This window comes from Pseudomonas sp. TUM22785 (genome assembly GCF_028198105.1).
Lineage (GTDB): Bacteria > Pseudomonadota > Gammaproteobacteria > Pseudomonadales > Pseudomonadaceae > Metapseudomonas > Metapseudomonas solani.
Genome location: NZ_CP116239.1, coordinates 5,867,944 through 5,887,930, shown reverse-complemented (window position 1 = coordinate 5,887,930; position 19,987 = coordinate 5,867,944). Strand labels below are relative to the sequence as shown.

Below are 19,987 nucleotides of genomic sequence, written 5' to 3'. Positions count from 1 at the left end.
CAGCGAAAGTGGACGGCTCTCTGTGGGGCTGTGCGGGTGCCAAGCGAAGGCTCGGCCGGTGTTGCGAGGCCCGATCAGGAGACGACCTTATAATCGGGGGGCGATTGTAGCGAAGAAATAGGAGGAATTGAGCGTTTGTACGTGACTTTTATTCATCCATCGGTCAGGCCGCCAACGCTCGCGCGCCGCGTGACTGCTGGACGACCTGCTGGATGAGCGCGGAGGCGGGCAGTTGCTGGCCGATCCACGACAGGCGCTGTTCGCGGACCTGCACCCATCGGCCCCGCGCGGGCGCCTCGGCAGCCTGGTGGAAGCCACGGCACAGGCCCTTGTCGTCGAGCAGGGCGAAGCAGCGGATCTTGGGGCGAGGGGCGAACAGGGACCAGATGAACATCATCACGGCTTTCTCCTTGGGTATGCCGCTTTATCCCATCCCTGCGTGACAGGGGCATTACAGGAACCCGCCGGGCCTCCCAACGGTCTCATTCCAGGCCACTGATGGCGCTCTGTCAGTAGGCGTGCCGGCTGGTTATACTCCCGGCCTTCCGCGTCCAACCTGGAGAAACAAGCATGCTGAATCGCGCGTTGCTCGGCCTGCTGGCCGGCCTCAGCCTGACCCTGGTCGGCTGTGCCCTCAGCCCGCAACAACTCAGCCCGCAACCCAAGCTCACCGGCCCGCTCACGCCCGTCGGCCAGGGCCAGCCGGTAGTGGTTCGTGTCGCCGATGGGCGCTCCTCGCCGGTGCTCGGCACCCGTGGCGGCCTCTATGCGGACACCAGCAACATCACCGTTCAGGGCCAGGACATCCTGCCGCGCCTGCAGACCGAAGCCGAAGCCGCCGTGCGCCTGCTGGGCTTCACGCCGTCGCCCAACGCCTTCAACGCCCCGCAGCTGACCCTGACCCTGGCCGACCTGAAGTACCAGTCGCCCAAGGAAGGCGTCTACGTGACCAAGGCTGACATCAGCGCCACCTTCCGCGTCGACGTGCAGAACGCCAGCCGTCGCTACAGCGGTCGCTACAGCGCCTCCCTGGCCCAGCAGTTCGGCACCGCGCCGAACCAGGAAACCAATACCAAGCTGGTATCCGGTGTGCTCAGCGACGCCCTGACCCGCGCCTTCAAGGACCCGACCATCGGGCAGATGCTGGCGCAGTAAGGCTGCACCGCTGCGAACGAGCCCGGCCCCCGTGCCGGGCTTTTTCTTGCCTGCGCGATTCGTCGGAAACGCCGCAGGGGAGCGGGGCGCTCGGGTAGACTCGCCGCCGAATCCGGATGGCCCGCTCCCCGCGCGGCCGCATTTCCACCTCGCAGGCCGCGCCTGCTCGGAGTTGAAGATGTCCCTGCAGGACCTCTGGTCTGTCTACCTCGCCCATCCCCACCAGGTGGTCAACGCCCTGGCGCTGTTCTTCGCCCTGGTCGGTTCCTGGCTGCTGGTCGCCACCCGCCTGCGCGAGCAGCGCGTCGCCGGGCGCCTGGCCGCCGACAGCGAAATGGAGGGGATGGCGCAACCGGCGCTGATGCAGGACGAGACCACCCAGCGGCTGAACCGCTTCTTCTACGCCTTCGGCTATTTCAGCCTGGCCGTGGCCCTTGGCGTGTCCTGGGCCAGCACCCAGCTCTGAGCGATCCCGGCGCTGCCGGTGACCGGCTGGACATGAAAACGGCGACCCGAGGGTCGCCGTTTTGCATTGCGCGCTACCGTCAGAGCTGCAGGCCGGCCCTGATGCGGTACTGGTTGCGCACCGGGGTGGCGTACTGCAGCACCAGCCAGGGACGCTGTTCTTCCGGGCAGGCGTTGAGGCGCTTCTGCCACTCGGCGCGGGCGCGGGCGATCTCGTCCGTGCCGAACAGGCTTTCCAGCGTCGGCACCGCCAGCTCGGGGTCGCGCTCGCTCCACATGGCGTAGGCCAGATAGTGCACCGGGAACAGCCGGTAGCCGCCGAGGATGCGACGGTCCATCTCGGCGGCCAGCAGCTTGGCGTCAGCGATGTCCTCGCGGATCTCGTCGTTGAAGGCGATGTGCACCCGGCCTTTGTAGCCGGTGATGCCCAGGGCGATGCTGGTGTCGTCCTCGCCCGGCGCCTTCTCGTAGCCGCCGGTGGTGGCGCGGATATACAGCTCGCGGGCCTTGGCCAGGTCGCAGGGATCGTATTCGTAGCTGATCGACACCGGCACCAGGTGCAGGTCGTGGATCACCGCGGCGAAGGGCTCGTCCTTGCGGCTCATGTGGAACATCTTGAGGATCGCCGAATCGGTGCGGTCGTCGCCGTCCTTCGCGCGGCCCTCGGCCTGGGCGATCCAGATCGACTGGGCGTCCACGCGGATGGAGTGGTTGATGTAGGCCGACAGCAACTGGAAGGCCGCCAGCTTCTCGCGCCGGCCCGCCAGGTTGCGGTGCACGATGAAGCTCTTGTTCAGGCGCATGAGGTCGCTGACGAAGGGCTTCTGCAGCAGGTTGTCGCCGATGGCGATGCGCGGCGTGGGCACCCCGGCGTGGTACACGGCGTAGTTGACGAAGGCCGGGTCCATGACGATGTCGCGGTGGTTGGCGACGAACAGGTAGGGGTTGCCGGGCTTGAGCTTGTCCACGCCGGAGTAAGTCACGCCGTCGGTGGCGCGCTCGATGGTGTGGTCGACATAGGGCTCGATCTTGTCCTGCAGCGCGGTCACCGAAGCGATGCCGCGGAACTCGCGACGCAGGCGATGAGCTATAACAGGCTTGAGCAGCCAGCCGAGCGGGCCTGCCAGGCGGGGGAAACGATAGCGGGTGAGGGCGCCGAGGAAAGCCGGGTCGGCGGACAGGCGCGCGAGCACCTCGGCCACCTCGGCATCGTCGTAGGGTCGGATGGCTTCGAATTCGCCCATCGGGTTCTCTTGTTGTGCTGCGGCTGGAGATAAGGGTGGCGCCCCGAATCACGGGGCCTGAAATAGACCGGCGATTATACAGCCAAGTCACACGGGAGTTTCGCATGCTGGAAACCCAGGCCTATGAATGCCCCCACTGCGGCGAACCGGTGGAAGCGGTGCTCGACCTTTCTGCCGGCGACCAGCAGTACATCGAGGATTGCCCGGTGTGCTGCCGGCCCATCGTCTTCGCGCTCGCCACCGACGGTGAGGACTGGAGCCTCGACGTGCGGCGGGAGGACGACTGATGCAGCGCATCTATGAGCCCGGCGACCTGATCGAGGCGGAGCTGCTCCTGGGTATGCTGGCCAGCGAGGGCATCGAGGCCCACCTGGCCGGCGGGCACCTGCTGGGCGGCATCGGCGAGCTGCCGTTGATGGGGCTGCTGGGCCTGCTGGTGGAGGATGAGGACGCCGAGCGGGCGCGGCTGTTGATCGCCACGTACAATGCCGCGCAACCCATGCCGGGCGATGAGCCCGACAGCTACCCCGGCACCCTGCTGTGCTGAACCTGCCCGAGCCCTTTGCCTGATGTCTGGACGCTTCGCCCTGTTTCGCTGGTCGCCCGCATTCGCCGCGTTGCCCGGTTTCCCCGCCGAGCAGCAGCCGCACTGGAACCTGGCGCCTGGCGCACGGGTTTTGATGCTGCGCGGGCAAGCCGGCGAGCAGCGCCTGGACCTGGCCCGCTGGGGCCTTACCCCGGCCTGGCTCACCGACCTGTCGAAGACCCCGGCCCACGCCCGCGCCGAAACCCTGGTGGAGCAGCCGATGTTCCGCGACGCCTTCCGCCAGCGCCGTTGCCTGATTCCGGCCAACGGCTTCTACGAGTGGCGCGGGGTGCGCAAGCGGCCTTACTGGGTTAGCGGCGAAACGTCGCTGCTGCACTTCGCCGCACTCTGGGAGCCCTTTCCGGTGGGCGATGCCGAATACCTCAGCCTGGCGATGATCACCCGTCCCGCCGCAGACCTGCGTCGGCCGCTGGTGCTGGACGAAGCCGGCCAGCAGCTGTGGCTGGCGGCGGACAGTGATCCGGAAGAGCTGCGCGCGCTGCTCACCGCCGCCTCGCCACCGTTGCGCGAGCGGGCGCTGGCCACCCTGGTCAACGACCCCAAGCTGGATGGGCCGGAGTGCCTGACGCCGGCGTGATCGGATCTTCCCGGGCTGAAGCCCGGGCTACAGGACTCTTGTTGGGGCGAATTCATTGGCTCTGTCTGCGTTAGCTGTTGTGGTTTTAATGCAGGCGCTCAAGCACGGTGCTTTCCGGGCACCAAAGGATTTCTGCCACCTCCACCGCATGGGTTTCGCTTCGCTCTACACCATCCTACGAAGGCCCGTGCGCACCACGTGGTGATGCGCTGGGCGAAGAAAGTTGGAGCAGCCGCCAACGCCCCTCCAGGAGGCCGAACGCAGTCGTTGCGCCGGGGGACGAGCGGCATGGATGCCGCGAGAGGTGCGCCAGGCCATGGATGGCCCATCGCGCCGGCCCCCAGAGCGGCGATGGAGTGAGGGAACCCCGGCGAAGCCGGGGCCGGATGATGGGGCAAGCCCTTTTGGTTTCTTTTGGGGCGACTGCCAAAAGAGACTCGCCCGGGGGGGCGAAACCAAAAACATCACCAGGGCTGGGCAATCAGCTGGGCTCAAATCCTCTAGCAACACTTAACGCAGACATAGCCAATTCATTCGCCAGGCAGGCCGAAGGGCTGCTCAGCGGAGTCATGCGGGACAGGCGAATGGAAGGGGGCAACTGCGTTGCCCTGGGCGACTGAAGTCGCCCCTACAATCCATTCTCCCTGCGTCATTCCCGCGAGCGCGGGGCCCCGACTGAGTCGATCTACACCCTGAACTGATTGATCAACCGGCGCTGCTGCTCGGCCAGCTTGGTCAGCTCGGCGCTGGCCTGGGAAGCTTCGTCGGCGCCGCCGGCCACTTCATTGGCCACCTGGCCGATGTTGGTGACGTTGCGGTTGATGTCCTCGGCCACCGCGCTCTGCTCCTCGGCGGCGCTGGCGATCTGGGTGTTCATGTCGTTGATCACCGACACCGCCTGGGTGATGGACTCCAGCGCATGGGCCGCCTCGCTGGCGGATTGCACGCTGGTGTCGGTCTTGTCCTGGCTGTCCTGCATCACCTTGACCACGTCGCGGGTGCCTTGCTGCAACTGCTGGATCATGGTCTGGATTTCTTCGGTGGCCTGCTGGGTCTTCTGCGCCAGGTTGCGCACCTCGTCCGCGACCACGGCGAAGCCACGGCCCTGCTCACCGGCGCGCGCGGCCTCGATGGCGGCGTTGAGCGCCAGCAGGTTGGTCTGCTCGGCGATGCCGCGGATGGCGACCAGGATGGCGTTGATGTTCTCGCTGTCCTTGGCCAGGTTCTGCACCACGCCCACGGCCCGGCTGATCTCGCCGGCCAGGGCGGTGATGGCTGCGGTGGTGCTCTGCACGATGCGCTTGCCGTGGTTGGCGGCCTGGTCGGCATGGCTGGCGGCCTCGGCGGCCAGGGTGGCGTTGCGCGCCACGTCCTGGGCTGTGGCGGTCATCTCGTGGACGGCGGTGGCCACCAGTTCGATCTCCGCCAGCTGCTTCTGCACGCCCTGGTTGGTGCGAATGGCGATGTCGGCGGTGTGCTCCGAGGAGTCGCTGACCTTCTGCACCGAGCTCACCACCTGGCTGATCATGGTCTGCAGCTTGGCGAGGAAGGTGTTGAAGCCGCTGGCGATGGAGCCCAGTTCGTCAGCACGCTCGGAGTGCAGGCGGCGGGTAAGGTCGCCTTCGCCCTGGGCGATGTCGTCGAGCATGGCCACCATCTGCCGCAGCGGGCTGGCGATGCCGAAGCCGACGAACCAGATCACCACCAGGCCGAGGGCGGCGATCAGCAGACCGACCACCGACATGCCGAAGATGTCCTCGTCACGCTGGGTGGAAAGGTCGGCTTCCAGCTTGTGCAGGTCCGCCATCACGGTGTCCAGCGGCATGTTCAGGCTTAGGGTCCAGGTGGCGTCGGTGCCCGCGACCTTGAAGGGGACCAGCAGCAGGATGCGGCCGCTGTCGCGATCGACGCGGTAGACGGGCTGGTCGCCCTGCAGGGACTTGAGGCTCTCGGCCACGGCGCTGCCCAGCACGCGGTCGGCCGGTTCGCTGTTCTTGCTGGCATCGGCGGTGTAGGCCACCAGGCGCTTGTTGCTGGAGAGCAGGGCCATCTCGCCCACGCCGCCGTAGAGCTTCTGGTTGGCGCTGGTGAGCAGTTGCTGGATGAAGTCGAGGGAGAGGTCGGCGCCGGCGATGCCGCGGAATTGGCCCTTGACCATGATCGGCGCGTTGAAGGACGCCAGCATCACCATCTTCCCGCCCATCTCGTAGGGCGCCGGGTCGACCACGCAGGGGCGCTTGGTGTCGCGCGGGCACAGGTAGTATTCGCCCTCGCGTACGCCGGTGGGCAACACCTTGGTGCTTTCCAGGGTGTCCCCCATGGGCTCCATCACCAGCTTGCCGGCGGCGTCGCGGTACCACCAGGGCATGAAACGGCCGCCCTCGTTCTGCCCGGGCTGGCCGATGGAAGCGGCGTCTTCGCCGAAGGCGTTGGGTTCCCAGCCGATATAGGCATCCAGCAGCTTGGGGTTGTTGGCGAGGATGTGGTGCAACAGGTTGATCATCTCCTTGCGGCTGCTTTCCATCGCCACGGCGCCGTTCTCGTCGGTCTCGCCGGCCAGGGCGTTGGTCTGCGCCAGGCTGCTGGCCACGGTCATCGGGTAGGCCAGTTCGCGCTGGATGTCCGAGACCTGGGAGGCGGCGAGGCTGAGCAGGCGCTCGCTGATGATCTGCTCGAGCAGCGCCTGGGTTCGTGTCTGTACCAGCTCCTGGGTCCGGGCGCCGGCGAACAGCGCGTAGAGGACGAGGGCCACCACCACGGCGAGCACGCTGGCACCGGCCAGCGTCGCGACCGAAAACTGGATCGATCTGAATTTCATGGGAACTCCCGGAGTCTCAGGTACAGCCTTGGTCCATGACATATCGGCCGACAGTCGGCGAAGCATGAGCCTGCTTCACAAGAAAAGAACGCAAGTCGCTGGATGGCAAGGCCTGCGGTTGCTCCGGGGTGTGGCGCAGGCATAGAGTACGGCGCAGTTTTCACAGGAGAGTCACAGTGACGAAGTCTCACATCCTCGGCAGCCTCGCGCTGTCCCTGCTGCTGGCCGGATGCCAGGCAGTGAACACCACCAGCGGCGGCGCAGTCGGCGTCGAGCGCAAGCAGTACATGTTCAGCATGCTGTCCGAACAGCAGGTGAACCAGATGTACGCCCAGTCCTACCAGCAGACCCTGTCCGAGGCGTCGCAGCAGGGCGTGCTGGACAAGAACAGCGCCGACGCCAAGCGCGTCTCGGCCATCGCCAAGCGGCTGATCGCCCAGACCACGGTGTTCCGCCCCGATGCCGGCAGTTGGGCCTGGGAAGCCAACGTGATCGACAGCGAAGAGCTCAACGCCAACTGCGGCCCGGGCGGCAAGATCATCGTCTACAGCGGCCTGATCGATCAGCTCAAGCTCACCGACGACGAACTGGCGGCGGTGATGGGCCACGAGATCGCCCACGCCCTGCGCGAGCACGGCCGTGAAGCCATGTCCAAGGCCTACGGCGTGCAGATGGCCACCCAGCTCGGTTCCCTGCTGGGGGCCGGCGACCAGAGCCTGCAGATGGCCAACCAGGGTGTCGAATACCTGATGACCCTGCCCAACAGCCGTGGCAACGAGAACGAGGCGGACCTGATCGGCCTCGAGCTGTCCGCCCGTGCCGGCTACAACCCCAACGCCGCCATCACCCTGTGGCAGAAGATGAGCAAGGCCAGCGAAGGCGCGCCGCCGGAATTCATGAGCACCCACCCGTCTTCCAGCTCGCGTATTTCGTCCCTCCAGGCGGCCATTCCCAAGGTCATGCCGTTCTATCAGCAAGCCAAGGGCAAGTGAGGCCGGCGGCCTTGTAAAGGCCGTCCTAGGCGGCTCGCCGCCTGCATGACGCAGGCGGCGTGTACTGGAGGTCTCCCGTGAAGATCGCAGTCCTTGGCGCCACCGGCCTGCTGGGCCATCACACCGCTCGCGCCATCCGTGCGGCGGGCCACGAGCTGGTGCTGATCCATCACCCCGACTCGCGCATCGAGCGCCTGGGCTACCTCGACCCGGAGCTGCGTTCCGCCGCGCTGTTCGACCACCCGCAACTGAGCCGCGCCCTGGCCGACCTGGACGGCGTGGTGTTCTGCCCCGACGACGCACCCGCCCGGCACCGGCGCTGGCAGGATGCCGTGGCCAGCGCCCTCGACGAAACCAACCATTTCTACGCCGACTGTCTCTCGGCCCATGTGCCGCGCATCCTCCATGTCGGTGCATCGGTCGCGTTGCCGCGCCATCCCGACGGTGAGCCGGGGCACGAGGGGTTGTTCTACGACGAGATGCCGCGCTGGAAGAACCCCTACCTGCTGTGCAAATGGGCGCTGGACCGACAGGCCCGCGAGCAGGCCCGTGCGGGCTTGCCGGTGGTGATCGGAATTCCCGGCATGGCCCTGGGCGAGTTCGATGCCGGCCCTTCCAGCGGGCGCCTGATCACGGCCATCGCCAGTGGCGCCATGAGCCGCTACGTGGAGGGTCAGCGCAATGTCATCGATGCGGGTGAGGCCGGGCGTGGATTGTTGCTGGCCCTGGAGAAGGGCCGTCTCGGTGAGCGCTACCTGATCACCGGGACCAACATCGAAATGGCCGAGCTGACCGCGCACATCGCCCGGCTGCTGGAGGTGGCTGCGCCCACGCCAATGCCACTGGCGGTGGCCCGGGGCATGGCGGCCCTGCAGCGCCTGCGCCAGCGCATGAGCGGCGAGGCGCCGAAAATCGACCCGACCAGCATCGCCGCCATGGCCGGCGGGCAGTTTCTAGATGGCGCCAAGGCTGCAGCCGAGCTGGGTTTCCAGGCGGAGGTGGCGCTGGACGACACCTTGCGCCGGGCCATCCGCTGGTTCGGTGAGAACGGGTATCTCTGAGGAAGGGCTCGTCAGGTGCGTCCCGGGCTGAAGCCCGGGCTTCCCGTGGAGGGCTGATCAGGGCAGGGCTTTTTCCGCATAGGCGCGGTTGCTCAGGCCGAGTTGGGCGCGGAAGCTTTCCATGTCGAACATGGTGCAGATCTCCTGCACTTCGCCCCGGCTGTTGAAGGTCCAGAAGGCCATGGCGGAGATGCTGAGGATGCGGTCGCTGGGCGGGTAGCCGAGGGCCGGCTTGTGGATGCTGCCGATCAGGGTGCACCAGGTGAAGACGTGGGCTTGCTCGGCGATGCATTCCTCCACCACCACTTCCAGATCGGGCATGGCGTCGCGGATCTTCAGCACCATCTCGCGGTAGCCCTCGCCGTCCAGCGGGCCGGGCATGAATGAGCTCTTGTAGAGGAAGTCCTTGCTCTGCAGCTGCTCGGCCAGCGCCACGCGCCCCTTGTTCCAGGACAGGTCGATATGCTGGCGCGCCACGCGCTTGCGGTCGTCGGTCGACGTCATCTGCTTTTCCTCTTCCCTGGCCGGGCCGGCAGTAGGGCGAGGAATCTACCAGTTGGCGCGGCGCTGCCATTGGCCGAAACGCCAGCGAACTGGCGTCAGGCCGGTGACGCGGTTCAGGCCGCGCCGAGGGTCAGCGCCTTGTACACGGCGTAGAGGGCCAGGGCTCCGAAGGCCAGGGCGGCGAGGCGGCGGATCAGGGTCAGAGGCAGCTTGTCGGCGGCGAAGTTGCCGGCCAGCACCACCGGCACGTTGGCCACCAGCATGCCCAGGGTGGTGCCCGCGACCACGAGGATGAAATGCGGGTACTGGGCGGCCAGCATCACCGTGGCGACCTGGGTCTTGTCACCCATCTCGGCGAGGAAGAAGGCGATCAGGGTGGTGAGGAAGGGGCCGTATTTCTTCAGCCCGGATTCTTCGTCGTCGTCCAGCTTGTCGGGCACCAGGGTCCACAGCGCCACGGCGACGAAGGAGGCAGCGAGGATCCAGCTCAGGGTGGCGGCGGAGAAGAAGCTCGCGACCCAGTTGCCCACGGCGCCGGCGGCGAAGTGGTTGGCCAGGGTGGCAGCGACTATGCCCCAGATGATCGGCCAGGGTTTGCGGAAACGCGCGGCCAGGAGCAGGGCGAGCAATTGGGTCTTATCGCCGATTTCCGCCAGGGCGACGATCAGTGTGGGGACGAACAGGGATTCCAGCATCAGGGTTCCTACGGGGGCGGGTTCGACTAATCACCATGACACGTACAGCCTGCCCGCCCCGGGCCAGGTTGTTCGTGTCATAGGTCTTGTCAAACCGCTGGCCTGTCTAGGCAGGCTTGGGTCGCACGCGCCATGGTCTGTGGACCAAGTATGTTGACGCGTGCCTGGCGAGCAGGGCGCTCGCGGGAGACTACTCCCCTAGGACGGGGCGCATTTTGCACAAGGCGGGCGTGCCGGGCAAGCCCGCCGTTGCGCTGTTCGTCAGCTGTCGGTGGCGCGCACGTCCATCTCGGCGTAGCGCACGGTGCGGCTGCCGTTCTTCAGGCGGTAGCCGAACCAGATGGCGAGGAACAGCGGCAGGCTGATGTAGGTGGCGGTCAGCCCGGCCCAGTCGATGCGCTCGCCCACCAGGGCCTCGTAGTTCTGCCCGAGGGTGATCACCAGGCACAGGGCGAAGGCGAACAGCGGGCCAAAGGGGAACAGCTTGGCGCGGTAGGGCAGGTCTTCCAGGCGCCCGCCCTGGAGCAGGTAGCCCTTGCGGAAGCGGTAGTGGGAGATGGCGATGCCCAGCCAGGCGATGAAGCCGCACATGCCCGAGGTGTTGAGCAGCCAGGTGTAGAGGGTCGACTCGCCGAAGGCCGCGGTGAAGAAGCACAGCGCGCCCACCAGGGTGGTGGCGTAGAGGGCGTTGCGCGGCACGCCGCTGGCGGAGACGCGGGCGAACAGGCGTGGGGCCTTGCCCTGGGTGGCGAGGGTGTAGAGCATGCGCGTGGAGGCGTACATCCCGGAGTTGCCGGCCGAGAGGATGGCGGTGAGGATCACCGCGTTCATCACCCCGGCGGCGGCGGCGAAGCCGGCGCGCTCGAACAGCAGGGTGAAGGGCGAGACGCTGATGTCGCTGGCGTCGTTCTGCAGCAGGCTCGGGTCGGTGTAGGGGATCAGCATGCCGATCACGAAGATCGCCAGGATGTAGAACATCAGGATGCGCCAGAACACCTGGCGGATGGCGATGGGGATGTTCTTGCGCGGGTTCTCCGACTCGCCGGCGGCGATGCCGATCAGCTCGGTGCCCTGGAAGGAGAAGCCGGCGATCATCGCCACCCCGACCATGGCCTGCAGGCCACCGACGAAGGGCGCCTCGCCCTGGGTGAAGTGGCTGAAGCCGGGGGATTCCATGCCGCTCATCACGCCGAAGATGGTGGCCAGGCCGATGATGATGAAGATCACCACCGTGACCACCTTGATCAGCGCGAACCAGAACTCGCTCTCGCCGAAGCCCTTCACCGAGATGACGTTGAGCAGGAACATCAGCGCCAGGAACAGTGCGCTCCAGTAGATGCCCGGCGTGTCGGGGAACCAGAAGCTCATGATCAGCTGCGCGGCCACCAGCTCGGCGGCGATGGTCACCGCCCAGTTGTACCAATAGTTCCAGCCCAGGGCGAAGCCGAAGCCATCGTCGACGAAACGGCTGCCATAGGTGCTGAACGAGCCGGAAACCGGCATGTGCGCGGCCATCTCGCCGAGGCTGGTCATGAGGAAGTAGACCATCACGCCGATCAGCGCGTAGGCCAGCAGGGCACCGCCCGGGCCGGCTGTGGCCACGGTGGCGCCCGAGGCGACGAACAGGCCGGTACCGATGGAGCCGCCGATGGCGATCATGTTCAGGTGGCGGGGCTTCAGCGAACGGTGCAGGCCGCTGCTGGCGGTAGGGGCGGCAGTGTCGAGGTCAGTCAAGAAAAACTCCAGGTGCCCGGTGCTTCGCCGGGCGTGTTGCGGCTATCGGGTGCCGCTCGAGTATGGATGGTGCGCGGGTGCCCGCCCGTCAGCGGCGGGCGCTGTAGATGCGGAAACCCTCCCCTTCGGCCAGGGTGCGGCAACCGCCGAGCGTCTGTTCGATCAGGGGTTGGTACTTGAGGAAACTGTTGGCCACCAGGCGCAGTTCGCCGCCCACCAGCAGGTGGCGGGCGGATTCGCGCAGCAGGGTTTCGCTGGCCTGGTAGTCGGTGTGCACGCCCTGGTGGAAGGGCGGGTTGCTGACGATGGCCGAGAGCAGCTTGGGCGCCGCGTGGATGCCGTCGCCGGCGATCACCTCGGCTTCCAGGCCATTGGTGGCCAGGGTCAGCCGGCTGGCGGCGATGGCGAAGGCATCGACATCCAGCAGCACCAGCTGGCTTTGTGGATAACGTCGCTTGAGCGCCGCACCGAGCACCCCGGCACCGCAGCCGAAATCCAGCACCTTGCCGGTGGGCAGCTTGGCCAGGTTGTCCAGCAGCAGGGCGCTGCCGCGATCCAGGCGGCCGTGGCTGAACACGCCGGGCAGGCTCACCACCTGCAGCGGGCCGTCGGCCAGGTCGAGGCTGTAGCGCTGGGCCAGGGCTTCGAGGTCCGGCACCGCCGGCGCCTGCTCCACCTGCACCTGCCAGAGCTGGCAGTGGCGGGCGCTGTCGAGCTTGCGCGGTTTGCCGAAGGGCTCCAGCTGGCGGGCGGCACGTTCGATGCCCGCGCGCTTCTCGCCCACCAGGTACAGCGGCTTGCCGGGCAGGCGCGCGGCCAGGGCGGTAAGCAGGTAGTCGGTCAGTTCGCGGGATTTGGGCAGGAACAGCACGGCGGCTTCGAAGGGGGCTTCGGGGGCGTTGACGCTGAATTCGCAGCGCCCGGGGAAGCGCGCTTCCAGGGCGGTCTGCTCGCCGATGTGCCAGGTCCAGCCGCGGGCCTGGGGCAGTTCGCCCAGCAGGTCGTCAGCGGGAAGGCCCGCCAGAAGCAGCGGGCCAAGGAACAGGTCGGCCTGTCGGAGCAGTACTTCGCTGCGCGGGTCCATTGGGTAGATCCTGATAAAAACCGCGAATTTTATCAGAATCTTTTAGGCCTTAGCTGACCGTGCGGCGAGGTGTTCCCTTCAGCCAGGCATCCAGGTTCTCCGCCATCTGGACGACGATGCGCTGCCGCGCTTCACGGCTGCCCCAGGCGTTGTGCGGGGTGACGATCAGGCGCGGGATGTCCACGGCCAGCAATGGGTTGCCGTCCTTCGGTGGCTCCTGGGTCAGCACGTCGGTGGCGGCACCGCCCAGGTGGCCGCTGCGCAGGGCGTCGGCCAGGGCGTGTTCGTTGACCAGGCCGCCGCGCGCGGTGTTGACCAGGAAGGCGCCGGGCTTCATCAGTGCCAGTTGCTCGGCATCGATCAGGTTGCGGGTGTGCTCGTTGAGCGGGCAGTGCAGGGTCAGGGCGTCCACCTGGGGCAGCAGTGCAGCCAGGGGCAGGCGGTCTTCGCGAGGCGGCCGGCCGGGCAGGGCGCCGAGCAGCACGCGCATGCCGAAGGCTTCGGCCAGGCGCGCCACGGCACCGCCCAGTTCGCCATGGCCGAGCAGGCCGAGGGTCTTGCCCTCCAGCTCGACGATGGGGAAGTCCAGCAGGCAGAACTGGGTCGCCTTCTGCCACTGGTCGTGGCGCACGGCGTGGCGGTAGTCGGGGAAGCGGGTGGCCAGGTTGAGCAGCAGCATCAGGGTGTGCTGGGCCACCGAGGGCGTGCCGTAGCCCTGGCAGTTGCACACGGTGATGCCGTGGGCGCGGGCGGCGGCGAGGTCGATGTTGTTGGTGCCGGTGGCGCTGACCAGGATCAGCTTCAGCTCCGGCAGCTCGGCGATGGCGGCGGCATCGATGGTCACCTTGTTGCTGATGGCGACCTGGGCGCCGCGCAGGCGCTCGACGACATCCTTGTGGCCGGTCTGGTCGTGCAGCTGCAGGTCGGCGAACTGCTGGCGCAACGGCGCGAGGTCGAGATCGCCGAGGTCGAGGGAGGCGTGGTCGAGGAAGACCGCGCGGAGGCTGTTGGTCATCAGCTGTACCTTTTTCCAAAGCAGAGGTAGGCGTAAGGTTGCCAGCCTATCAGAGCCTTTCCCATTATTCGGAGGTCCCATGTACTGGGCGGAATTCCTCACCGTTGCCCTGATCCACCTGCTGGCCGTGGCCAGCCCCGGCCCGGATTTCGCCATCGTCGTGCGCGAAAGCGTTGCCCACGGTCGCCGCGCCGGCACCTGGACGGCCATAGGCGTGGGCACCGGCATTTTCGTCCACGTGGCCTATTCGCTGCTGGGCATCGGCTTGATCGTGTCCCAGTCCATCGTCGCCTTCAACGCCCTGAAATGGCTGGCGGCGGCCTACCTGCTGTACATCGGCATCAAGGCCCTGCGCGCCAAGCCGATGGACCCGGTCGCCACCGAGGCCGACCTCACCGTCGCCGAGCGCAGCCCGCGCGGGGCCTTCGTCACCGGCTTCATCACCAATGGCCTGAACCCCAAGGCGACGCTGTTCTTCCTCTCGCTGTTCACCGTGGTCATCAACCCGCACACGCCGCTGACCATCCAGGCCGGCTACGGCCTCTACCTGGCTTGCGCCACGGCCATCTGGTTCTGCCTGGTGGCCCTGCTGTTCAGCCAGCAACGGGTGCGTAGCGGCTTTGCCCGCATGGGCCACTGGTTCGACCGGCTGATGGGCGCGGTGCTGGTGGGGTTCGGCGTCAAGCTGGCGTTCACTTCGATGAAGTAAGGGAGCGCGCTCCGATCATCGCACCGCACGGCGCACGTATTCGTAGGATGGGTAGAGCTCCGCGAAACCCATCACCGCGATCCGCACTGAACCCTCCGAAGTCCAGGCTTCACTCCTTCTCCAGCGTCGCCAGCAAGCCCAGGCTGGCGACGTATTCCCTCGGGTTTTCCCCCAACAGACGGCGGAACATCGCGCTGAAGGCGCGGCCGCTGCCGTAGCCCAGGTCGCTGGCGACCTTCTGCACGCTGTGCCCGGCCAGCAGGCGCGGCAGGGCCTCGGTGAGGCGCAGCTGCTGGCGCCAGTCGTTGAAGTTCATCCCCAGTTCTTGGGCGAACAGGCGGGACAGGGTGCGGGTGCTGGCGCCTACCTGCAGGCTCCAGTCGTCGAGGGTGCGGCTGCTCTCTGGGGTTTCCAGCAGTGCCAGGCAGATGGCCTGCAGGCGGCGGTCGCGGGGCATCGGCAGGTGCAGCGGCATGCGCTCCAGGGCGGCGATCTCGTGGAGGATCAGGCGTTGCACCAGGGTGCGGTGCTCGTCGTCGGCGTCGCGTGCCTCCAGTTCCACCAGGCGCAGGATCAAATCGCGCAACAGCGGCGGCACCGCCAGCACGCAGCAGGTATCCAGCGCTGGCGGCGCGGCCTCGGCGGCGATGAACAGGGTACGCATCTGCACCTGCCCGGACATGAAGATCTGGTGCTCGATGCCCGGCGGAATCCACACCGCGCGGGTCGGCGGGATGACCCAGGCGCCGGCCTCGGTGACCAGGCGCATCAGCCCCTGGGCGGCATAGAGGAACTGCGCCTGGCTGTGCAGGTGCAGGTCGACATGGGCGTTGTCGGGATAGTCCAGGGCAACGGCGCCGATCCGGCCCAGCGGTAGATGATCGATGAACATGGCTGATCCGATGATCTTTTTGGCAGAAAGCTGCTGGTCGGCCAACCTAGCATGGCGGTCCACAACAACCAAACAGCAGCGAAACTGCCATGAACCGACCGCGTACCGTCATCCGCTTCATCAACGCCGCCCACATCATCGACCACATGTTCATGCTCATCTTCCCCGCCGCCGTGCTGGGCATGACCGCCACCTTCGGGCTGTCCTATGCCGAGTTGATCGGCCTGTCCCTGGGGGGCTTCATCGCCTTCGGGGCCTGCTCGCTACCGGCCGGCTGGTTGGGGGACAAATGGAGCCGCCGGCAGATGATGCTGGCGTTCTTCATCGGTATCGGTGCCGCCGCCATCTTCACCGGGCTGAGCAACAGCACGCCGATGCTGGTGCTGGGGCTGACGCTGGTGGGTGTGTTCGCCGCCATCTATCACCCGGTGGGTACGGCGATGCTGGTGGCCCATGCGCAGAACCGTGGCCGCGAGATCGGCATCAATGGCATGTGGGGCAACCTGGGCGTGGCCTTCTCCGCGCTGCTGACGGGCTTTCTCACCGCCCATTTCGGCTGGCGCGCGGCCTTCATCCTGCCCGGGGCGCTGGCCGTGGCCATCGGTGTCTGGTTCGCCTTCTGCGTGCGGGACGAGGCAGCCCCCGTCGCGGCCGCCGGGGCGAAGCGCGGTGCCGGTACGGGGCAGGTGTCGATGCGCCTGGTGTTCGGCGTGCTGGCGCTGGTGACCGCCACCGGCGGGGTGATCTTCAACGCCTCGACCATGACCTACCCGAAGCTGTTCCAGGAGCGCCTGGTGGAGCTGTTCTCGTCGCCCGAGAGCCTGGGCATCGTGGTCAGCATCGCCTATGCCTTCGGCGCCGTGGCGCAACTGCTGATGGGGCGGGTGCTGGACCGTTGCAGCCTGAAACTGCCCTTCGTGGTGATGACCCTCTGCCAGGGGCCATTGCTGGTGGCCATGGCCTATGCCGATGGCTGGGCGGTGATCGCCCTGGGCGCCGCCTTCATGTTCGCGGTGTTCGGCCAGGTGACGGTGAACGATGCGATGGTGGCGAACTTCGTCGCGCCGCAGTGGCAGGCGCGGGTCTTCGCCCTGCGCTACTTCCTGTCCTTCGGCGCCAGTGCGGCGGCCATCCCGATGATCGCCTTCATCGAACCTCGCCACGGGCTGGTGGGGCTGTACCTGGTGCTGGCGGTGTTCGGTGCGCTGACCTTCGCGGCGGCGCTGGTCTTCCCGAGGACGCCGGCCCATGCGCCGAAGGCGGTACCCGCCTGAGCGTGCCGACATGAAGACTGAATGAAAAGGGGCTCCCGGACCGTGGTCCGGGAGCCCCTTTGCGTTTCCCGAGGAAGCGCTTTACAGCAGCTCGACCGCCACGGCCGTGGCTTCGCCGCCGCCGATGCACAGCGAGGCGACACCGCGCTTGCCACCCTTGTTACGCAGGGCGTTGATCAGGGTGAGGATGATGCGCGAGCCGGTGGAGCCCACCGGGTGGCCCTGGGCACAGGCGCCGCCGTAGACGTTGACCTTGGCGTGGTCGAGGCCGTGTTCACGCATGGCGAGCATGGTGACCATGGCGAAGGCTTCGTTGATTTCGAACAGGTCCACGTCGTCCTTGCTCCAGCCGGTCTTCCTGAACAGGTTGGTCATGGCGCCGATGGGTGCGAGGGTGAATTCGCTCGGGTCCTGGCTCTGGGTGGCGTGGCCGACGATCCTGGCCAGGGGCTTGAGGCCACGGCGCTGGGCTTCCTCGGCGGTCATCAGCACCAGGGCGCTGGCGCCATCGGAGATGGAGCTGGCGTTGGCGGCGGTGATGGTGCCGTCCTTGCGGAAGGCCGGGCGCAGGCCGGGGATCTTGTCGAGGTTGGCGGTCAGCGGCTGCTCATCGTCCTTCACCAGGGTCTCACCCTTGCGGGTGGTGACGGTGATCGGCACGATCTCGGCGGCCAGGGAGCCGTCGGCGATGGCGGCCTGGGCGCGCTTGAGGGACTCGATGGCGTAGGCGTCCATCTCCTCGCGGGTGACCTTGTAGGTGTCAGCGGTTTCCTGGGCGAAGGAGCCCATCAGGCGGCCAGTGCGGGCGTCTTCGAGGCCGTCGAGGAACATGTGGTCCTTGATCTCGCCGTGGCCCATGCGCAGGCCGGTGCGGGCCTTCTCCAGCACGTAGGGGGCGTTGGACATGCTCTCCATGCCGCCGGCGACCATCACGCTGTTGCTGCCGGCCTTGAGCAGGTCGTGGGCCAGCATCACGGCCTTCATGCCGGAGCCGCACAGCTTGTTGATGGTGGTGCAGCCGGTGGCGGCGGGCAGGCCGGCGTTCAGCGAGGCCTGGCGGGCCGGGCCCTGCTTGAGGCCGGCGGGCAGCACGCAGCCCATGATCACTTCCTGCACGTCGGCGGCGTCGATGCCGGCACGGGCCACCGCTTCGCGGATCGCCGCCGCGCCCAGGTCCACGGCGGAAACGCCGGAAAGGCTGCCCTGGAAACCGCCCATCGGGGTGCGGGCGCCGCTGACGATTACGATCTCAGACATCTTGTTCCTACCTCTTCGGGTGATGGGCCGAGACTGGCCGATGGGGCGGATTCTATCTCGTGACCGAAAGTGGCCAAAGGGTCACGTGCAAATCATTCTTTTGACTGATTTATGCCTGGACGCAGGGCCCTAGAGTGCGGAGAAATCAATAACTACATCCCTCGCGCGCAGGTGCATTTCCATGGTGCAGACCCGAGTCATCAAACCGGCCGACAACGCCTACCAGTACCCCTTGCTGATCAAAGGCCTGCTGCTCTCCGGCAGCCGCTACGAGAAGACCCGGGAAATCGTCTACCGCGATCTGGTCCGCTACAACTACGCCACCTTCAACGAGCGCGTCGCGCGCCTGGCCAACCTGCTGACCGATGCCGGCGTAAAGGCGGGTGACACCGTGGCGGTGATGGACTGGGACAGCCACCGTTACCTGGAATGCATGTTCGCCATCCCGATGATCGGCGCGGTGCTGCACACCATCAACATCCGCCTGTCCCCGGACCAGATCCTCTACACCATGAACCACGCCGAGGACCGCTTCGTGCTGGTCAACAGCGAGTTCGTGCCGATCTACAAGGCCATCGAGGGCCAGTTGACCACGGTCGAGAAGACCCTCCTGCTGACCGACGCCGCCGACAAGAGTGCCGACCTGCCGAACCTCGTCGGCGAATACGAAAGCCTGATGGCCGCCGCCTCCACCCGCTACGACTTCCCCGACTTCGACGAGAACTCCCTCGCCACCACCTTCTATACGACCGGCACCACCGGCAACCCCAAGGGCGTGTACTTCACCCACCGCCAACTGGTGCTGCACACCATGGCCATGGCCAGCATGATGGGCTCGGTGCACAGCCCCAGCCTGATGGCCAACGACGACGTGTACATGCCCATCACCCCGATGTTCCACGTGCATGCCTGGGGTGTGCCCTATGTGGCCACCATGCTGGGGGTCAAGCAGGTCTACCCCGGGCGTTACGATCCGGAACTGCTGGTGGAGCTGTGGCGTCGCGAGAAGGTCACCTTCTCCCACTGCGTGCCGACCATCCTGCAGATGGTGATGAACGCCAAGGCCGCCCAGGGCGTGGATTTCAATGGTTGGAAGCTGATCATCGGTGGCAGCTCGCTGAACCGTTCGCTGTATGAAGCGGCCAAGGCGCGGGGCATCCACCTGACGGCGGCCTATGGCATGTCCGAGACCTGCCCGATGATCTCCTGCGCGCACATGAACGACGAACTGCTGGCCGGCAGCGAAGACGAGCGCACCACCTACCGCATCAAGGCCGGCGTACCAGTGCCGCTGGTGGACGCGGCGATCATCGACGCCGAGGGCAAGTTCCTGCCGGCGGATGGCGAGTCCCAGGGCGAGCTGGTGCTGCGTTCACCCTGGCTGACCCAGGGTTACTTCCGCGAACCGGAGAAGAGCCAGGAGCTGTGGGAGGGTGGCTGGCTGCACACCGGCGACGTCGCCACCATCGACGGCATGGGCTTCATCGACATCCGCGACCGCATCAAGGACGTGATCAAGACCGGCGGCGAATGGATCTCCTCCCTGGAGCTGGAGGACCTGGTCAGCCGCCACCCGGCGGTGCGCGAAGTGGCGGTGGTCGGGGTGCCCGATCCGCAGTGGGGCGAGCGGCCTTTCGCCCTGCTGGTGCTGCGTGACGGGCAGGCCCTGGATGCCAAGACGCTGAAGGAGCACCTCAAGCCTTTCGTAGAGCAAGGTCACATCAATAAGTGGGCTATTCCCAGCCAGATCGCCGTTGTTACTGAAATTCCCAAGACCAGCGTAGGCAAGCTGGACAAGAAACGCATCCGCGTCGATATCGCCCAGTGGCAGGCCACGGGCAGCACCTTCCTCTCCGCTCTCTGAGCCGCTTTTGGCCGGGTCCCGCAAGGCCCGGCCTGTCTAC

The 19,987-nt window shown here is 66.7% G+C and carries 20 protein-coding genes, 1 pseudogene and 1 riboswitch; of the genes and pseudogenes, 10 read left to right on the top strand and 11 right to left on the bottom strand.

Going from position 1 to position 19,987, the window contains the following annotated elements:
• Positions 1 to 163: 163 nt before the first annotated feature.
• On the bottom strand, positions 164 to 397 hold the full coding sequence (locus PI990_RS26800) for a hypothetical protein (protein ID WP_271658994.1): 234 nt from the start codon (positions 395 to 397) through the stop codon (positions 164 to 166).
• 173 nt (positions 398 to 570) lie between these two features.
• Here PI990_RS26800 and PI990_RS26795 point away from each other — a divergent pair, with 173 nt between their 5' ends.
• Both PI990_RS26795 and PI990_RS26790 read left to right on the top strand, forming a co-directional pair.
• On the top strand, positions 571 to 1,155 hold the full coding sequence (locus PI990_RS26795) for a YajG family lipoprotein (protein WP_021222263.1): 585 nt from the start codon (positions 571 to 573) through the stop codon (positions 1,153 to 1,155).
• Positions 1,156 to 1,333: 178 nt separating this feature from the next.
• Entirely contained in the window at positions 1,334 to 1,621 is a 288-nt protein-coding gene (locus PI990_RS26790) for a hypothetical protein (RefSeq protein WP_043246545.1), read from the top strand.
• Positions 1,622 to 1,700: 79 nt separating this feature from the next.
• Here the strand turns inward: PI990_RS26790 and PI990_RS26785 are convergent, their stop codons facing one another.
• Entirely contained in the window at positions 1,701 to 2,864 is a 1,164-nt protein-coding gene (locus PI990_RS26785; protein WP_271658993.1) for a 1-acyl-sn-glycerol-3-phosphate acyltransferase, read from the bottom strand.
• Positions 2,865 to 2,968: 104 nt separating this feature from the next.
• Here PI990_RS26785 and PI990_RS26780 point away from each other — a divergent pair, with 104 nt between their 5' ends.
• The 3 genes from PI990_RS26780 to PI990_RS26770 are packed head-to-tail and all read left to right on the top strand — an operon-like array spanning position 2,969 to position 4,048.
• Positions 2,969 to 3,151 carry a CPXCG motif-containing cysteine-rich protein gene (locus tag PI990_RS26780; RefSeq protein ID WP_271658992.1) on the top strand — a complete coding sequence of 61 codons (183 nt, stop codon included), beginning with the start codon at positions 2,969 to 2,971 and terminating at the stop codon, positions 3,149 to 3,151.
• Positions 3,151 to 3,411 carry a DUF2007 domain-containing protein gene (locus tag PI990_RS26775; protein ID WP_265169714.1) on the top strand — a complete coding sequence of 87 codons (261 nt, stop codon included), beginning with the start codon at positions 3,151 to 3,153 and terminating at the stop codon, positions 3,409 to 3,411. Before PI990_RS26780 ends, PI990_RS26775 begins: the two co-directional genes overlap by 1 nt.
• Positions 3,412 to 3,433: 22 nt before the next feature.
• Positions 3,434 to 4,048: an SOS response-associated peptidase gene (locus PI990_RS26770; RefSeq protein WP_271658991.1), complete on the top strand. Its 615-nt coding sequence runs from the start codon at positions 3,434 to 3,436 to the stop codon at positions 4,046 to 4,048.
• A gap of 685 nt (positions 4,049 to 4,733) precedes the next feature.
• Here the strand turns inward: PI990_RS26770 and PI990_RS31660 are convergent.
• The gene (locus PI990_RS31660) at positions 4,734 to 5,438 is read right to left on the bottom strand and encodes a methyl-accepting chemotaxis protein (protein ID WP_442969352.1); all 705 of its coding nucleotides are present in this window, start codon (positions 5,436 to 5,438) and stop codon (positions 4,734 to 4,736) included.
• 201 nt (positions 5,439 to 5,639) lie between these two features.
• Positions 5,640 to 5,696, bottom strand: a pseudogene (locus PI990_RS31655) (hypothetical protein); the annotation flags it as partial.
• A 1,346-nt stretch (positions 5,697 to 7,042) separates the two neighbouring features.
• On the opposite strand from PI990_RS31655, the gene PI990_RS26760 reads away from it, so the two are divergent.
• Both PI990_RS26760 and PI990_RS26755 read left to right on the top strand, forming a co-directional pair.
• A complete protein-coding gene (locus PI990_RS26760; protein ID WP_271658989.1) occupies positions 7,043 to 7,858 on the top strand; it encodes a M48 family metallopeptidase in 816 nt (271 codons plus the stop codon).
• A 77-nt stretch (positions 7,859 to 7,935) separates the two neighbouring features.
• Positions 7,936 to 8,919, top strand: coding sequence for an NAD-dependent epimerase/dehydratase family protein (locus tag PI990_RS26755; protein ID WP_271658988.1), 984 nt, complete (start codon positions 7,936 to 7,938; stop codon positions 8,917 to 8,919).
• A 57-nt stretch (positions 8,920 to 8,976) separates the two neighbouring features.
• On the opposite strand, the gene PI990_RS26750 is transcribed toward PI990_RS26755, so the two are convergent.
• From PI990_RS26750 to PI990_RS26730, 5 genes are all read right to left on the bottom strand, one after another.
• A complete protein-coding gene (locus PI990_RS26750) occupies positions 8,977 to 9,423 on the bottom strand; it encodes a ketosteroid isomerase-related protein (RefSeq protein ID WP_184487395.1) in 447 nt (148 codons plus the stop codon).
• Positions 9,424 to 9,536: 113 nt separating this feature from the next.
• On the bottom strand, positions 9,537 to 10,115 hold the full coding sequence (locus PI990_RS26745; RefSeq protein WP_271661363.1) for a TMEM165/GDT1 family protein: 579 nt from the start codon (positions 10,113 to 10,115) through the stop codon (positions 9,537 to 9,539).
• A gap of 94 nt (positions 10,116 to 10,209) precedes the next feature.
• A riboswitch (yybP-ykoY riboswitch) is annotated at positions 10,210 to 10,329 on the bottom strand.
• 50 nt (positions 10,330 to 10,379) lie between these two features.
• A complete protein-coding gene (locus PI990_RS26740; protein ID WP_271661362.1) occupies positions 10,380 to 11,777 on the bottom strand; it encodes an amino acid permease in 1,398 nt (465 codons plus the stop codon).
• A 163-nt stretch (positions 11,778 to 11,940) separates the two neighbouring features.
• Positions 11,941 to 12,936, bottom strand: coding sequence for a class I SAM-dependent methyltransferase (locus tag PI990_RS26735; RefSeq protein ID WP_271658987.1), 996 nt, complete (start codon positions 12,934 to 12,936; stop codon positions 11,941 to 11,943).
• 49 nt (positions 12,937 to 12,985) lie between these two features.
• Positions 12,986 to 13,951: a 2-hydroxyacid dehydrogenase gene (locus tag PI990_RS26730; protein WP_271658986.1), complete on the bottom strand. Its 966-nt coding sequence runs from the start codon at positions 13,949 to 13,951 to the stop codon at positions 12,986 to 12,988.
• A 79-nt stretch (positions 13,952 to 14,030) separates the two neighbouring features.
• Here PI990_RS26730 and PI990_RS26725 point away from each other — a divergent pair, with 79 nt between their 5' ends.
• Positions 14,031 to 14,660 (top strand): LysE family translocator, encoded by a 630-nt coding sequence (locus PI990_RS26725; RefSeq protein ID WP_271658985.1) that lies wholly within the window; start codon positions 14,031 to 14,033, stop codon positions 14,658 to 14,660.
• Between the two features lie 109 nt (positions 14,661 to 14,769).
• Here the strand turns inward: PI990_RS26725 and PI990_RS26720 are convergent, their stop codons facing one another.
• Positions 14,770 to 15,552, bottom strand: a complete 783-nt coding sequence (locus PI990_RS26720) for an AraC family transcriptional regulator (RefSeq protein ID WP_271658984.1) — start codon at positions 15,550 to 15,552, stop codon at positions 14,770 to 14,772.
• Between the two features lie 89 nt (positions 15,553 to 15,641).
• On the opposite strand from PI990_RS26720, the gene PI990_RS26715 reads away from it, so the two are divergent.
• Positions 15,642 to 16,826, top strand: a complete 1,185-nt coding sequence (locus PI990_RS26715; RefSeq protein WP_271658983.1) for an MFS transporter — start codon at positions 15,642 to 15,644, stop codon at positions 16,824 to 16,826.
• Positions 16,827 to 16,907: 81 nt separating this feature from the next.
• Here the strand turns inward: PI990_RS26715 and PI990_RS26710 are convergent, their stop codons facing one another.
• Positions 16,908 to 18,083 (bottom strand): thiolase family protein, encoded by a 1,176-nt coding sequence (locus tag PI990_RS26710; protein ID WP_271658982.1) that lies wholly within the window; start codon positions 18,081 to 18,083, stop codon positions 16,908 to 16,910.
• A gap of 181 nt (positions 18,084 to 18,264) precedes the next feature.
• Between PI990_RS26710 and PI990_RS26705 the strand changes: the two genes are divergently transcribed.
• The gene (locus tag PI990_RS26705) at positions 18,265 to 19,947 is read left to right on the top strand and encodes a fatty acid--CoA ligase (protein WP_271658981.1); all 1,683 of its coding nucleotides are present in this window, start codon (positions 18,265 to 18,267) and stop codon (positions 19,945 to 19,947) included.
• The last annotated feature ends 40 nt before the right edge of the window (positions 19,948 to 19,987 follow it).

Coding starts and splice junctions, on each gene's coding strand:
- PI990_RS26800 (WP_271658994.1), bottom strand. CDS start 397: ATGATGTTCATCTGGTCCCTGTTCGCCCCTCGCCCCAAGATCCGCTGC.
- PI990_RS26795 (WP_021222263.1), top strand. CDS start 571: ATGCTGAATCGCGCGTTGCTCGGCCTGCTGGCCGGCCTCAGCCTGACC.
- PI990_RS26790 (WP_043246545.1), top strand. CDS start 1,334: ATGTCCCTGCAGGACCTCTGGTCTGTCTACCTCGCCCATCCCCACCAG.
- PI990_RS26785 (WP_271658993.1), bottom strand. CDS start 2,864: ATGGGCGAATTCGAAGCCATCCGACCCTACGACGATGCCGAGGTGGCC.
- PI990_RS26780 (WP_271658992.1), top strand. CDS start 2,969: ATGCTGGAAACCCAGGCCTATGAATGCCCCCACTGCGGCGAACCGGTG.
- PI990_RS26775 (WP_265169714.1), top strand. CDS start 3,151: ATGCAGCGCATCTATGAGCCCGGCGACCTGATCGAGGCGGAGCTGCTC.
- PI990_RS26770 (WP_271658991.1), top strand. CDS start 3,434: ATGTCTGGACGCTTCGCCCTGTTTCGCTGGTCGCCCGCATTCGCCGCG.
- PI990_RS31660 (WP_442969352.1), bottom strand. CDS start 5,438: ATGACCGCCACAGCCCAGGACGTGGCGCGCAACGCCACCCTGGCCGCC.
- PI990_RS26750 (WP_184487395.1), bottom strand. CDS start 9,423: ATGACGTCGACCGACGACCGCAAGCGCGTGGCGCGCCAGCATATCGAC.
- PI990_RS26740 (WP_271661362.1), bottom strand. CDS start 11,777: ATGATCGCCATCGGCGGCTCCATCGGTACCGGCCTGTTCGTCGCCTCG.
- PI990_RS26735 (WP_271658987.1), bottom strand. CDS start 12,936: ATGGACCCGCGCAGCGAAGTACTGCTCCGACAGGCCGACCTGTTCCTT.
- PI990_RS26730 (WP_271658986.1), bottom strand. CDS start 13,951: ATGACCAACAGCCTCCGCGCGGTCTTCCTCGACCACGCCTCCCTCGAC.
- PI990_RS26725 (WP_271658985.1), top strand. CDS start 14,031: ATGTACTGGGCGGAATTCCTCACCGTTGCCCTGATCCACCTGCTGGCC.
- PI990_RS26720 (WP_271658984.1), bottom strand. CDS start 15,552: ATGTTCATCGATCATCTACCGCTGGGCCGGATCGGCGCCGTTGCCCTG.
- PI990_RS26715 (WP_271658983.1), top strand. CDS start 15,642: ATGAACCGACCGCGTACCGTCATCCGCTTCATCAACGCCGCCCACATC.
- PI990_RS26710 (WP_271658982.1), bottom strand. CDS start 18,083: ATGTCTGAGATCGTAATCGTCAGCGGCGCCCGCACCCCGATGGGCGGT.
- PI990_RS26705 (WP_271658981.1), top strand. CDS start 18,265: ATGGTGCAGACCCGAGTCATCAAACCGGCCGACAACGCCTACCAGTAC.